Genomic DNA, 15,009 nt, shown 5'->3' with positions numbered 1-15,009 from the left:
GTGCTAGGTGCTAGGTGCTAACAAAATATTTTAATAATTAAGCTGGCAGTGCCAGCTTTTTTTTGCGTTTATACGGATACTTTTCATAAATGTTCTAATGTACTTTCATTTAAAAAACGACTTAGTTTTCTCAGATTTAAGCCCTCATTTATTTCTCATTCTTTCCTCTTTGTGCAATAAAATTTTAGTGAATTATTCACAAAGAAATTAAGGTTCGCTGCGCTTAAAGAGCTAGCCTACGCAAATAGAACCAATTTGATAAATTATTGGCTCTATTCGTTTCACTGCAGTGCCCTTCCTTTTAATACATAATCATTTTGACAGCGGTTACTAGCAACAATGCGGCGAAGATTTTTTTGACTAACGTGACTGGTAAGTGATGGGTGGCTTTGGCGCCTAACGGGGCGGTAAACCAGGATGTGCAAATAATACCGAATAACGCTGGTAAATACACAAATCCAGCAAATCCATCTTCTAGTGCAAAATGGCCGCTGCCTGAGCTGATGTAACCAATTGAACCAAATAATGCGATAACAATGCCGCATGCGGATGCACACCCTATGGCTTTTTTCATATCGACTGAGAAAAACGTTAACAATGGTACCAAAAGCGCGCCTCCGCCAATACCGATCATCGCAGACAAGCCGCCGGTGATCGTGGTCATAATGGTTAACACACCTTTATTGGGCATGTCACGCTCAACCGATGGCTCACGCTTATTACTTACAAACATCTTTATCGCAATAAGTACCACCGTGACAGCAAACACTAAGCGAACAACCTGCTCAGGTAATAGTGCTGCTATAAAGCCACTGATAAGCGCCCCAAGTGCAACGCCCGTCATTACCCAAGGAGCAAGAGTCCATGGAACATTGCCATTTTTATGATGTGCGATTGCGGAAGACGTTGATGTAAATAATATTGATGCTAATGACGTTGCAATTGCGGCAATAACGACTTGCTCAGCTGGTAGAATTTCAAAATGCAGTAAAATAATACTCAACACAGGAACAATAACCAGCCCGCCCCCAATACCTAGCAGCCCTGCTAAAAAACCTACGCCACTGCCAAGTAAGGCGCAGTATAAAATCAACATTATCAATTCACTCATTGCGTTTATCTCTTATTATAATTTTGGGGCACTCATGCCAGATGAATGCGTTTCTATTTCCAACAGAGCAGCTATCACTCACCACATTGGCCGCGAGTATATCAATATAACTGATGCCCATTGATATATTTGGCTAAATTAAGCCCTGAATAATCCTCATGTTTTAGATGAAATAAATACAAGATACCCACCCAGAAGTCTAAATGTCTGTATAGCCAAGTTGGCACTCTGTCTTTTCAAGTGCCACTTCAGATAATTTATAGCTAATGCCGTGCAATATTATTAGTTGATGAATACAGCTCATGTTTTAGGTGAAATTAAACCGTTTTTATTCATGTACCGATCCACGTATAAATAGCTCAACTCTTAGAGGCAACACAGTTTTACAGCGGTTTTAATTAAGCCATCAGGCACAAACACAAAAACTGTGAACATCACTTACTGAGAGATCAGTAACGTTAATTCGCTCAAGAGCACAGCATAAACGCAGGTTTTAAATCAGATAATTGGATACAGATCACCATGACTAAAGATTTCACATTTACTATTAAGAGTATTTGTCTCGATGAAAATTATCATCCAGCAGCTAATACACGTATCACTACCAATTTTGCAAACTTGGCCAGAGGCAGTTATCGCCAAGCAAACTTACGCAACGCCTTAAAAATGATCGATAACCGTTTTAATGCCTTGGCGCAGTGGGATAACCCAAAAGCGGATCGTTATTCTGTAGAGCTTGAAATCATTTCTGTTGATATGGATATTGCTGGCAGTGGTAATAGCTTTCCATCGATTGAAATATTGAAAACAAATATTGTTGATCATCACACTAACAAACGCATTGAAGGCATTGTAGGAAATAATTTTTCCTCCTATGTGCGCGACTATGATTTTAGCGTATTACTGCAAGAACATAATAAAGATCAGCCTAAATTTAGTATCCCTGATAACTTTGGCGAGCTGCATGGCAAACTATTTAAATATTTTATTAGTTCTGACAGCTACAAAAAGCACTTTAAAAAGCCGCCAGTAATATGCCTAAGTGTTTCGGATAACAAGACCTATCATCGTACTGAAAATCAGCACCCTGCATTAGGTGTTGAATATCAGCCAAATGAACCGTCTTTGACTGAGCAATATTTCAAAAAAATGGGCTTGCAGGTGCGTTATTTTATGCCGCCAAATAGTGTAGCGCCCTTAGCCTTTTATTTTGTTGGTGATTTGCTAAATGATTACACTCATCTTGAGCTTATTAGCACTATTAGCACTATGGAGACATTTCAAAAAATCTACCGACCAGAGATCTATAATGCCAATGCGACTGCGGGGAAATCATATCAACCAAATTTGAAGAACCTAGATCATTCACTCACGCAAATTGTTTATGACCGTGAAGAGCGCAGTAAATTGGCGAATGAACAGGGGAAATTTGCTGAGCTGCACTTCATCAAGCCATATCAAACAGTGCTTGAGCAATGGTCTGCTAATTACGTGTAATAGCGAGTTCAATCGTTAGATTCAATCGCAACTTAAAAAGTTAACCCAAATAAATGGCATTATTTATTATGAAAACATCTCTTAGCAAAACAATATTACCGACTTCAACTGCAGGCAGCTTACCTAAACCTTCATGGCTTGCAGAGCCGGAGACTCTTTGGTCACCTTGGAAACTTCAAGGTGATGAATTAATTGACGGCAAACACGATGCGTTACGGATCTCTCTGCAAGAGCAACAATGCGCAGGTATTGATATTGTCAGTGATGGCGAACAAACACGCCAACACTTTGTTACCACATTTATTGAGCACCTTAACGGTGTAGATTTTGAAAACCGTAAAACGGTGAGAATTCGTGACCGCTATGATGCCAGTGTACCTACTGTGGTAGGTCCTGTTAGTCGTATCAAACCGGTTTTTGTTGATGATGCTAAGTTTTTACGCAGCCAAACCAAACAACCGATCAAATGGGCGCTACCAGGTCCTATGACCATGATAGATACACTTTATGATGACCATTATAAAAGCCGCGAACAGCTCGCTTGGGAATTTGCCAAAATTCTTAATCAAGAAGCCAAAGAACTAGAAGCTGCGGGGGTTGATATCATTCAATTTGATGAGCCTGCATTTAACGTGTTTTTTGATGAGGTAAATGATTGGGGAATTGCGTGTTTAGAAAAAGCCATTGAAGGCCTTAAATGCGAAACGGCCGTACATATTTGTTATGGTTATGGTATCAAAGCCAATACAGATTGGAAAAAAACGTTAGGCTCAGAATGGCGACAATACGAAGAAGCATTTCCAAAACTGCAGCAATCTAATATTGATATTATCTCATTAGAATGTCACAACTCTCATGTACCAATGGAACTACTTGAACTTATTCGCGGTAAAAAAGTAATGGTAGGCGCCATTGACGTTGCCACCAATACCATAGAAACACCAGAGGAAGTGGCAAATACGCTACGTAAAGCACTGCAGTTTGTCGATGCTGACAAGCTCTACCCGTGTACTAACTGTGGTATGGCTCCGCTACCTCGCGCAGTTGCAAGAGGTAAGCTCAATGCGTTAACCGCAGGCGCAGAGATTATTAGAAATGAGCTGGCTCAAAGTAATTAAAATCTAATTTATTTCATGAGGTGGAGTAACCACCTCGTCCTAATTTATTTTCAACAATTACACTTACTACAAATACAATAAGCCTATATACACATAAAGTATTTAATACCCGCGCTTTTGCCAAAACTCAATTTCTGACATGGACTCTTGTTCAAACACTGAAAATGTTTTATCGGCAATCAGTTTACCGTTTAGCTCTATGGTCATACGCCAATCGCCTATCTTATTGCTTATAGGTTGCCACAAGGTATCACCTAGGTAAAAGTGCCAGTCATTGTCTTTAACGTATTCAAAGCCGTCAAATGGTGGCATTACCTCACCATCAGCATCCGGTATATCAGGATGGTATATACAATAATGAAGTTTTTCGCCTTTGGCTTTTTTAATATTAATGATAAAACCAAACTCCACATCGAGTTGCGCGGGTACTTTTGTGGTAAATGCTTGAATTTGCGGTAAGGCTTTTGATGATGAGTCCCACTTTGTATAAATACCAAAGCTTTGCATAGTGATTGCGGGCTTAGTTTTTGCCATTATTTATCCTTTTATTGATGCATTAGTTTAACGTATTTATACGGCAAAATTAAGCGCCAAAACGTTTAGGATCTTTAGGATAGAAAAAATCAGGCTGGCGATCACACAAGGCAAACTCACGGGTATTTTTGTAAGGTAGTTTCATAAACCCGGCAACCCCCACATCAGTAATGCTCACCGCATATTGCATCAACTTATTAAGCAAGCGCTTAAACTGTGCTTCTTTAGTGCCATCTAACAAACGATAATAATGATGTATTTTCATTCTATCTGGTAAAGCTTCAAAAATAATGCAGCCGGTATGATGTATTTGGTTTAACTCAAATACGCATTTGATCACTTTTTTAGGTAGCTGCAGTTGCTCGTCCGGATCTTTACCGTCTTCAAAATAAGAATGTGGTCGGGTGACTTCTGAGCTTTTTAAATTCATTACCTCATAGTCAAGCTCTGGAAGTTGTTCAAACTTAAATGCCCCTGTGCCATCACGCTCCAGTTGAATGGTCTTTCTTGCATCAAATAAACAACACTTAAATAAGCCTTTTTGATGAATGCCTTGTGCCAACATCACGGTATTATTAACCGCTTGGGTAAAAGCATGGCCTAAACTTTCATCATGCATGATCAGTGATGATTCAACGAACAGTGATTCTTCTTTCCAATGAAAGCTTAAGCCCCCTACTACTGGGTATTTTGCTAATCGGCTGATAGAGGCTAAAAATGCTTTTTCAGTATCACCGGTATCAAACAGGAATTCTTTATAATACCGGTCCAATTGAGCGTCATTTACATCAAGCAGTTGTTGATTGTGGTCGGCTTGGCGTAAAAATTGTTTACGTGAGCTATAAACCACAGTATCAGGTCGTTCGTCATCGTTACCAAACCAAAATGGAATATTGGCTCGCACATCTTCAGCTAAATTGAGCTCTGGTAAATATGCTTTAGCCATAGCAGGCATATTACGCATAAAGTAATCACCCGCCCCGTCTCTTGTAATTTTATTTTTAGAGAGCATACCGTCAATCACTTTTGCAAGCTCCATAGGGAGCCCTAATGAACTGGCTGGGATCACTTGCGCGCCAAATCGGCATGACTGTGCAGAAGCCAGTGCGTATAAGGTGGACGCCACGCCTTGCTCATCAAAACGCGGCGATGATTTAGCACCTGACATTTGCTCATCACCAATAAAATACACATCCCCCATCCGCGCATTGGTGGTACTTAAATCGCCAGACATTAAATCCATAAAGTTACTAGTGATTGGCTCACCATTACTGTCTATTTGGGCATACACAGAGCTGCCCCAGTCCACCAGCGATAAGCCTTGGGTATGTTCATCCCACACTAGATTAGAAGGCTTGATATCGCCATGCACAATCGGTTGTGGCGTTATGCCATTTTGCTGAGTGCGAAGGTCTATTAATACATTACGTAGTTTTAGCGCTAAACTGGTGATTGCTGCGGCGCTAAAGCGGCCTTTTTTAAGTGATACTTTTTCTAAGTCTTCGCCTAACGCGCGGGCCATCATTAAAATGCCCTGCTTTTTTATCCGTTCAAAAGCATAAAACTTAGGCACTAATGGGTTATCAACTTGCGAGAGCATATACGCTTCGTCCTCAAGTCGATCACGTACACTTTGCGCCAAGGTGATACGTGAAAATTTAAACACCCAAGGAAGTTTACGCTCATCTAAACCCGCAAATACAAATCCAAAAGCACCCGAGCCAATCATTTCAACCTGGCTGTAGCCTAAATTAGTGAGTTGCTTAATACAGATATTCAACCATTGGCGGTGTTTTTTGGCGTCATGGTGCGAAAGCAAATAGACCGACTGCTCTTCATTGATATAAAAATTGCGGATTGCTTTGGTTTTCACTGCGAGGTCTCAACGTATTCTAAAAAATGTAAGGGATAAGGGTGAAGCTAGCTTATTGATTATTAATTTTTTAGTTCTAAATTTCTAGTCATTTAGCCTCAGCTTAGCGTGTCCTGACATTTTGTGCAAAAAAAGTGTAAAAAGGCAATCTGTGTTAAAAAATAATGCCCCCAACTCACTAAACCACAGGTGATACTCTTTATTCATGGTAATTGCTTAGTTAGATAATACAGACTTTATGATTGGTAAAATAAAAGAAAAAAAGCCGCGTGATCAGCGAACTGATCACAACAGCTTTTAACAACCAGAATCGTTATAAATTAGAGTGCTTGTTCAAGCTCTGGTAGCACATCAAATAAATCTGCTACTAAACCATAATCCGCCACTTGGAAGATTGGCGCATCGGGATCTTTATTGATAGCCACAATTACTTTTGAGTCTTTCATACCCGCTAAGTGCTGAATTGCGCCACTAATACCTACGGCAATATATAAGTTAGGCGCAACGATCTTACCGGTTTGACCCACTTGCATATCGTTTGGCACAAAGCCGGCGTCAACCGCAGCACGAGACGCACCAATTGCCGCGCCTAGTTTATCGGCAATACCATTAAGTAATGAAAAGTTCTCGCCATTTTGCATACCGCGTCCACCTGATATAACCACTTGCGCAGCAGTTAACTCTGGGCGCTCAGATTCGGTTTGCTCAACACTTACAAATGCGCTTAATTCACTGCTAAACACAGAATCAACAACACGACTCTCAGCGGGAGCTTGCTCACCTTGCAGATCAAAGCTACTTGCACGAACGGTGATCACTTTTTTGCTATCCAGTGATTTTACAGTTGCGATGGCATTACCTGCATAGATTGGGCGTTTAAATGTATCAGCGTCAACCACATCAATGATTTCTGAAATTTGTGCAACATCAAGTAATGCGGCAACACGTGGCATAAAATTTTTGCCCGTTGTAGTGGCACTAGCAACAAGATGCGAATAATCTGGCGCAAGCGATAACACTAAATCTGCAATGTTTTCAGCTAACTGATGCGCATACTCGCTATGATCAGCCACCAGCACGGTGTTTACACCTGCAATACTGGCCACTATTTCACTCATTGGTGCTACGTTTTCACCAGCAATTAGTACATCAACAGCAAAACCAAGCTTTAATGCTGCGTTTATGGTTTTAGAAGTTTCAGGCTTTAAACTGCCATTGTCATGATCTGCTATAACTAATGTTTTCATTTAAATCACCTTCGCTTGTGTTTTTAATAAATCAACTAACTGCGCTACATCATCAACAATGATACCGCCACTGCGTTTTGCCGGTTCATGTACCGCAACAAGTTCGATACGCGGGGTTAAGTCTACACCTAAGCTATCAGCTGAAATTACCTCAAGTGGTTTACGTTTGGCTTTCATAATATTTGGCAATGATGCATAACGAGGTTCATTCAAACGTAAGTCTGTTGTGACTACGGCCGGTAACTTTAATGAAACTGTTTGTAAACCGCCATCAACTTCACGCGTCACATTAACAGTGCCATTTGCTATGTCGACCTTTGATGCAAACGTACCTTGCCCGCGCCCAGTAAGAGCCGCCAGCATTTGACCTGTTTGATTGTTATCTGAATCAATCGACTGTTTACCTAAAATTACCAGTTCAGGGGCTTCTTGCTCGACGATTTTAGCAAGCAGCTTTGCAACGTGCAGTGATTCTAATTTTTCGTCAGTCTCAATATGAATCGCTTTATCGGCGCCCAGTGCCAGTGCTGTACGTAATTGTTCTTGAGATGCTTTAGCACCAATGGTTACAGCAATCACTTCAGTGGCAGTGCCCGCCTCTTTTAAGCGGATAGCTTCTTCAATGGCAATTTCGCAAAATGGGTTAAGTGCCATTTTCACATTAGTTAGATCAACGTCGCTATTATCTGCTTTAACGCGTGCTTTTACGTTGTAGTCGATAACTCTTTTTATTGGAACGAGAACTTTCATAGGAACTCCATAATTATTTAAACCTACAAGCTAACGTGTACGTCAACCTATTTATTTTATGAAATCAGACTACTTCCTGTTGACGTAAACGTCAACCTAAAATAACCTTAAACTATTCATCGCCTGTAACGTTTCATTTGCAAGTATGAAATTGCCCTTGTAAAGGCACAGGTCCGTCACATAAAAGAGGTTAATATGGTCGAACGCGAAACCATGGAATTTGATGTCGTTATTGTCGGCGCAGGCCCTGCAGGCTTAGCTACCGCCATACGATTAGCGCAACAAGCACAAGAAAAACAACAAGAGTGCATGATCTGCGTGGTTGAAAAAGGCTCTGAAGTGGGCGCCCATATTTTATCGGGCGCAGTATTTGAAACCACCGCTTTGGACGAGTTACTGCCCAATTGGCAAGAACTTGGCGCGCCAGTGACCACTAAAGTAACCAGTGATGAAATATATTGGTTTAATAATGACAGCAAAGCCACCGCTATCCCTCACTTTGCCGCACCTAAAACATTTCATAATACTGATAACTATATTGTCTCTATGGGTAATGTATGCCGCTGGCTTGCAGAGCAAGCAGAAAACCTAGGGGTTGAGATTTTCCCAGGTTTTAGCGCACACTCACTGATTATTGAAGATGACACAGTAAAAGGCATTATTACCGGCGATATGGGCCTTGATAGCAATGGCAATGAAAAAGATGGCTTTATGCCTGGCATGGAACTTCGTGCTAAATACACTGTATTTGCTGAAGGTTGTCGTGGTCACTTAGGTAAACAGCTGATCAATCAATTTGCACTTGATCAAGATGCCTCACCGCAACATTATGGTTTAGGCTTTAAAGAAATTTGGCAAATCGATCCTGCTAAACACAAGCAAGGCACGGTAGTTCATGGCACCGGTTGGCCCTTAAGTGCAGATACTAACGGTGGTGCGTTTATGTACCACAGTGATAATAATCAAGTTGTAGTCGGCTTAATTGTTGATTTAAATTACTCAAACCCGCATTTAAGCCCGTTTGATGAATTTCAGCGCATGAAACACCACCCAATATTTAAAGATGTATTAGCCGGTGGCGAACGTATTGCTTATGGCGCTCGTGCGATTGCAAAAGGTGGCTTGCACTCATTACCAAAAATGCACTTCCCGGGTGGTTTGTTGGTCGGCTGTGACGCGGGCACCTTGAATTTTGCCAAAATCAAAGGCAACCACACAGCGATGAAGTCAGGTATGATTGCCGCTGAGGTGATCTTTAGCGCGCTTACAAACGAGCAACAGCATACTGACTTAGTTGACTACAGCGAAGCATTTAAACAAAGTTGGGCTTATAAAGAGCTATACCAATCACGTAACTTTGGCCCTGTGATGCATAAGCTAGGAAAATTTCTTGGTGGTGCGTATAACACCCTTGATCAAAATATTTTTGCAGGGGCATTACCTTTTACTTTTAAAGATAATATCCCAGATCACGCAACGCTAGTTGATAAAAATCAGGCCAGTGTCATTGATTACCCGAAGCCTGATGGTCAACTCAGCTTTGATAAATTATCTTCGGTGTTTTTATCAAATACCAATCATGAAGAATCTCAGCCGTGTCATTTAAAACTAAAAAATAGCGCTATTCCTATCGATGTTAACTTAGTTAAATTTGACGAGCCTGCTCAGCGCTATTGCCCGGCGGGTGTGTATGAGATACAGCAAATTGCCGGCAAAGACGAGTTTGTGATCAATGCACAAAACTGCGTGCACTGTAAAACCTGCGATATTAAAGATCCGAGCCAAAACATCACCTGGGTAACACCTGAGGGAGCCGGTGGTCCCAACTACCCAAATATGTAATCTAAATACAATTAAAGTGCTTGATACAGCGTTAAAATAATATTTTACATATAAATTATAAACCTATCCTAAATTGCAGGGGCTTCGGCCCCTTTTTTGCGCTATGCTAATAAGAATTATATATGAGTGAGATATTTTTATGCCGTCGTCTAATGTTGTATTCCGTTTTTTAGCAGAGCCCACCGATGTGAATTTTGGCGGGAAGGTTCATGGCGGTGTCGTCATGAAGTGGATTGACCAAGCAGGTTATGCCTGCGCTGCTGGTTGGAGTGGTCATTACTGTGTCACTGTATCTGTCGCTGGGGTTAAATTTCGTCGCCCTATTCTAGTTGGTCAAATTGTTGAAGTTGAAGCTAAAATTGCCCACACTGGCAAAACCAGTATGCAAATCTTTATACAAGTTCGCTGTGGCGATCCGAAAACGCGTAATTTAGTTGAGACTAACCACTGTGTAATTAGCTTTGTTGCCATGGACGAAACAGGTTACCCCGTAGCAGTGCCAGAATACATCGCAGTGAGTAATGAAGACAAAAAATTAGAAAACTACGCAATTAAGATGAAAGAGATTGCCATAGAAACTGAAACTTTATTGCATAAATCAGAACCCTGATCACCTAAACTATCTATCTGTAAAAGCTACACTCTAGTCAGAAATCTTTTCTCCAGCCAAACTGAACGAGCGTTTAAATAGCGCTCATTGGTGTACTTTGTATGCTATAAAAGACTATAACTGGCTGTTTTAAAGCCAAATTAATCATGGCACGCACCATGCAATATTAAAAGTAATCGGTAATTTAAAGGTTATATTTTTTATTTTGTAAAGGAGCTATTAAATGATTAAATCAATTTCACTTTCTGCTATCTCATTAGCATTGTTAGGTTTTAATACTGCAGCTAGCGCAGAGACAACAAACATGGATTACCCTCGCGTATATACCGGTATTGGTTACGGCCAATACTCATTCCAATTTGAAGATTCTGAAAACGACATCGATTTTGACGACGACTCACAGATGCTCAAAGGCTATGTTGGTTCACAATTTAATAAGTATTTGAGTTTAGAACTGGCCTATCAAAACTTTGATGAAGTAAGTGATATAGATAGTTACGCTGAGGTAGATGGTATCTCCCTTGCTGCACGATTAGCAGCACCAATAACAGAAAGCTTTTCTGTCTACGCTAAAGGTGGTTGGTTAGAATGGGACGCCGAGGTCACCAGTGATATTCCAGCCCTTGGTGAAATATCAGCCGATCAAAGTGGTGGCGATATATTCTACGGTGCAGGTATTGAATATGCATTTACCAGTAATATGCAAATACGCTTTGAGTACGAGCGTTACGAATTAGAAGACGATATTGATCCAGATATGGACGTGGCATCAGTATCTGTACAATATATGTTTTAAGGAATGCTTAACCTGTTCTGAGGTTATTTAGCAGTAAAAGGCAGCTTCGAGCTGCCTTTTTTGTTGTTAGCGGTTAGAATATCGTATCTTTAACAGTAATTGAGTTTCATGAGCGATTTTCAACTAACGGCTATTGGCCATATTCAATCTCCTTATAAACAAAAGTTCGCCATTCCTCGCCAACCGCGTTTAGTTCCACAAGCAAAAGCTAAGTTGGTATTTGTTGCTGATTTTAACCGTGAAGAATTTGTTCGTGGTTTAGATGAATTTAGCCATATTTGGTTATTGTTTCGCTTTCATGAAACTGCTGATAAAGGCTACTCAGCCATGGTTAGACCACCGCGTTTAGGCGGTAATGAGCGCAAAGGCGTATTTGCCACACGCGCGACCTTTAGACCCAATGCCATAGGCATGAGTGCCGTCAAGCTTGAAGGCATAGAGTATAAAAATGGCCAGCTGTGTTTATTATTGGCAGGCATAGATTTACTTGATGGCACCCCGATTTTAGACATCAAACCATATTTACCTTATTCAGATGCCATGGTTGATGCCACTGCAGGCTTTGCTGACACGCGCCCAGAAACGCAAATGACCGTTGAGTTTAGCCCGCAAGTGCAGGCGTTTATTGAACAGCAAACCAACTTCCCAGAGTTGCATGACTTTATTAGTAATGTACTTAAGCAAGATCCTCGCCCTGCCTATAAAAAGCAAAAAGAGGGTGAACAAAGTTATGGAATGACCTTGTATGATTTTAATATCCGTTGGCAAGTAAACGACGAGCATAACTATGTCACTAGCATAGAAAAAAGTTAGAAAAACACACTTAGCGCTTTAGTGTAAAAGCAACCGCTGCTAAACTGAGTGCCCAATTGAAATAATAATTTTATAACTATCGGAATAAACATGCGTACCAGTCAATATATACTCGCAACACTTAAAGAAACGCCATCAGATGCTGAAATTGTATCGCATCAATTAATGTTAAGAGCGGGCATGATCCGTCGCGTCGCGTCGGGCCTATATACTTGGTTACCCTCTGGATTACGCGTGTTACGAAAAGTCGAAAACATTGTGCGTGAAGAAATGGACAAATCAGGTGCAATCGAAATGTTGATGCCTGTTATTCAACCTGCGGATCTATGGGAAGAGTCTGGCCGTTGGGAGCAGTTTGGCCCAGAACTTATGCGTTTTACTGACCGTCACAATCGTACTTTCGCGTTAGGACCAACCCATGAAGAAGTGATCACCGACTTTGTTCGTAAAGAAGTAAGTTCGTATAAACAATTACCGCTTACTTTGTATCAAGTACAAACAAAAGTGCGCGACGAACGTCGTCCTCGTTTTGGGGTTATGCGCGCGCGTGAATTTACTATGAAAGATGCCTATTCATTTCATTTAAGTGAAGAATGTTTAGATGCAACTTATCAAGTAATGCACAAAGCATACTGTAATATATTCGATCGCTTAGGCCTTGATTACCGTCCTGTTATTGCTGATACCGGCTCTATCGGTGGTAGTGTATCTCATGAATTTCATGTGTTAGCTGAATCAGGTGAAGATGCTATCGCCTTTAGTGATAAAAGTGACTATGCAGCAAACATCGAAAAAGCAGAAGCATTAGCGCCAAGTGAAGCGCGCCCTGCTGCCGCAAAAGAATTAAAAGTATTCCCAACACCTGATGCGAAAACTATCGACGAGCTAAAGAAACACTATGGTGTAAAACCTCATCGCAGTGTTAAAACACTGATTGTTTACGGCGCGCCAAATGAAGATGGTCAACGTGGTTTAGTTGCATTAGTAATACGTGGCGATCATGAGCTTAACGAACTTAAAGCTGAAAAACATCCATTAGTAGATTCTCCACTGGAAATGGCAAACGAGGCTGACATAATTGCAGCCATTGGTGCTAAACCGGGTTCATTAGGCCCTGTTGGCTTAACAATGCCAATTTTAGTAGACCGTACAGCCAACGTAATGGCTGATTTTGTAGCTGGTGCTAACAAAGATGACGAGCATTACAGCGGTATTAACTGGGATCGCGATGTAACTGAGTATGAAGTTGCTGATCTACGTAATATTGTCGAAGGTGATCCTAGTCCATGTGGTAATGGTACTTTACATATTAAACGCGGTATCGAAGTTGGCCATATCTTCCAGCTTGGTACTAAGTACTCAGAAGCGATGAAAGCGGGAGTATTAAACGAAAGCGGTAAGAACCAAATAATGACTATGGGTTGTTATGGTATTGGTGTATCGCGTATTGTCGCAGCGGCTATTGAGCAAAATAATGATCAATACGGCATTATTTGGCCACAGCCAATCGCCCCGTTCGATTTAGCCATTGTGCCAATGAATATGCATAAATCGCATCGTATACCGGATATCGCTAATAACCTTTACGACGGTTTAAAAGCCGCAGGCTTAGACGTGTTATTTGATGACCGTAAAGAGCGCCCAGGTGTGATGTTTAACGACATGGAATTACTCGGTGTACCTTTCACGTTGGTAATTGGTGAGCGTAATCTTGATGAAAACAAGGTTGAGTTGAAAAATCGCCGTACTGGTGAAAAATTAATGATAGATATTGATACCGCTGTTGAAGCAATCAAAGCGGCCATGAACGCTTAATCATCAGCACCCTCTGTAACAAAAAACCGCGTAATGCGGTTTTTTTGTTTTTGCACGATTATTAATTGTCATAGATGTTTCGTCAAACAGTCTTATAAACGTCATTCAAGTTGCTTAACTTTGTTGTTATTACACCGTGAGTAACCTCCTATGCACGACATCGAAAAAAGTGATAAAAAGTACTACCCAGCTGTTTGGATCTCCGATGTACATTTAGGCTATAAAGATTGTCGAGCAGATTATCTACTCGACTTTTTAAATAGTATTGAGTGCGATACCCTTTATCTAGTGGGTGACATCGTCGATTTATGGTCTATGAAGCGAAATTTTTATTGGCACCCTAGTCACTATCAAGTATTAGCTTGTATTCAAGCCAAAGCAGTTCAAGGTACTCGAGTGATTTATATTCCCGGCAATCACGATGAAACATTCCGACACTACGTCAATAACAGCCTATTTGGTATTGAAGTCCACCAGCAGTTTATTCACACAACCAAAGCCAACAAACGATTTCTTCTGGTTCACGGTGATGATTTTGACTCAGCAACTAGGTATAACAAACTGATCAGTATTGCCGGTGATACAGGTTATGACTTTTTACTGTTTTTAAATCGCTGGACTAATCGTATTCGACGCCTATATGGTGGTAACTATTGGTCACTTGCTGCTTGGATAAAAGCCCGCGTTCATAAAGCGCGTGAAGCAATAGAGGCATTTGAAAATGCTGCTATTCATGAGGCTAAAAAGCAAGGCGTAGACGGTATTATTTGCGGTCATATTCATCACCCACAACTCAAAGTCGTTGATGGGATTGTTTACTGTAATGATGGCGATTGGATAGAAAGTTGTACCGCAGTAGTAGAGCAAGAAAATGGTCGTATCGAATTGCTACACTGGTCTGACACTCAAACAGTGATTAATTCTGCTGATATTACCAAACTTAATCAAAATCTTGGTGGACCAAAGGCTAAACCTGAAAAATCAGTAGCTTAAAATTTAGACT

13 protein-coding genes are annotated in these 15,009 nt (G+C 40.8%); 8 read left to right on the top strand and 5 right to left on the bottom strand.

Annotation, left to right across the window (positions count from 1 at the left end):
* Positions 1-301 precede the first annotated feature (301 nt).
* Entirely contained in the window at positions 302-1,111 is an 810-nt protein-coding gene (locus H5182_RS07810; protein ID WP_182759835.1) for a sulfite exporter TauE/SafE family protein, read from the bottom strand.
* A 522-nt stretch (positions 1,112-1,633) separates the two neighbouring features.
* On the opposite strand from H5182_RS07810, the gene H5182_RS07805 reads away from it, so the two are divergent.
* The gene (locus tag H5182_RS07805; protein WP_182759834.1) at positions 1,634-2,608 is read left to right on the top strand and encodes a DUF1852 domain-containing protein; all 975 of its coding nucleotides are present in this window, start codon (positions 1,634-1,636) and stop codon (positions 2,606-2,608) included.
* A gap of 68 nt (positions 2,609-2,676) precedes the next feature.
* On the top strand, positions 2,677-3,726 hold the full coding sequence (locus H5182_RS07800) for a methionine synthase (RefSeq protein ID WP_182759833.1): 1,050 nt from the start codon (positions 2,677-2,679) through the stop codon (positions 3,724-3,726).
* 102 nt (positions 3,727-3,828) lie between these two features.
* Here the strand turns inward: H5182_RS07800 and H5182_RS07795 are convergent, their stop codons facing one another.
* The 4 genes from H5182_RS07795 to H5182_RS07780 all read right to left on the bottom strand — a co-directional run bounded on the left by H5182_RS07795 (position 3,829) and on the right by H5182_RS07780 (position 8,130).
* On the bottom strand, positions 3,829-4,260 hold the full coding sequence (locus tag H5182_RS07795; RefSeq protein ID WP_182730930.1) for a DUF3859 domain-containing protein: 432 nt from the start codon (positions 4,258-4,260) through the stop codon (positions 3,829-3,831).
* A gap of 49 nt (positions 4,261-4,309) precedes the next feature.
* Positions 4,310-6,133, bottom strand: coding sequence for a protein kinase domain-containing protein (locus H5182_RS07790; protein ID WP_145233928.1), 1,824 nt, complete (start codon positions 6,131-6,133; stop codon positions 4,310-4,312).
* A gap of 320 nt (positions 6,134-6,453) precedes the next feature.
* On the bottom strand, positions 6,454-7,380 hold the full coding sequence (locus H5182_RS07785) for an electron transfer flavoprotein subunit alpha/FixB family protein (RefSeq protein ID WP_182717844.1): 927 nt from the start codon (positions 7,378-7,380) through the stop codon (positions 6,454-6,456).
* Positions 7,381-8,130, bottom strand: coding sequence for an electron transfer flavoprotein subunit beta/FixA family protein (locus H5182_RS07780; protein WP_182759832.1), 750 nt, complete (start codon positions 8,128-8,130; stop codon positions 7,381-7,383). It abuts the gene before it with no gap.
* Positions 8,131-8,325: 195 nt separating this feature from the next.
* On the opposite strand from H5182_RS07780, the gene H5182_RS07775 reads away from it, so the two are divergent.
* The 6 genes from H5182_RS07775 (at position 8,326) to H5182_RS07750 (ending at position 14,999) form a co-directional block, all read left to right on the top strand.
* Positions 8,326-9,972: an electron transfer flavoprotein-ubiquinone oxidoreductase gene (locus H5182_RS07775; RefSeq protein ID WP_182759831.1), complete on the top strand. Its 1,647-nt coding sequence runs from the start codon at positions 8,326-8,328 to the stop codon at positions 9,970-9,972.
* Positions 9,973-10,111: 139 nt separating this feature from the next.
* Positions 10,112-10,582 (top strand): acyl-CoA thioesterase, encoded by a 471-nt coding sequence (locus H5182_RS07770; protein WP_145233918.1) that lies wholly within the window; start codon positions 10,112-10,114, stop codon positions 10,580-10,582.
* Between the two features lie 223 nt (positions 10,583-10,805).
* Positions 10,806-11,378, top strand: coding sequence for an outer membrane beta-barrel protein (locus H5182_RS07765; protein WP_145233916.1), 573 nt, complete (start codon positions 10,806-10,808; stop codon positions 11,376-11,378).
* 108 nt (positions 11,379-11,486) lie between these two features.
* Complete coding sequence (gene tsaA, locus H5182_RS07760; protein WP_182758806.1) at positions 11,487-12,191, top strand: tRNA (N6-threonylcarbamoyladenosine(37)-N6)-methyltransferase TrmO; 705 nt, start codon at positions 11,487-11,489, stop codon at positions 12,189-12,191.
* Positions 12,192-12,281: 90 nt separating this feature from the next.
* Positions 12,282-14,006: a proline--tRNA ligase gene (locus H5182_RS07755; protein ID WP_149981092.1), complete on the top strand. Its 1,725-nt coding sequence runs from the start codon at positions 12,282-12,284 to the stop codon at positions 14,004-14,006.
* A gap of 150 nt (positions 14,007-14,156) precedes the next feature.
* On the top strand, positions 14,157-14,999 hold the full coding sequence (locus tag H5182_RS07750; RefSeq protein ID WP_182734736.1) for a UDP-2,3-diacylglucosamine diphosphatase: 843 nt from the start codon (positions 14,157-14,159) through the stop codon (positions 14,997-14,999).
* Positions 15,000-15,009: the final 10 nt, after the last annotated feature.

This window comes from Pseudoalteromonas sp. SG44-17 (genome assembly GCF_014164235.1).
GTDB classification, from domain to species: Bacteria; Pseudomonadota; Gammaproteobacteria; order Enterobacterales; family Alteromonadaceae; genus Pseudoalteromonas; species Pseudoalteromonas rhizosphaerae.
Note: the sequence above shows the minus strand (reverse complement) of the source record. Positions and strands in the feature narration are given on the sequence as shown.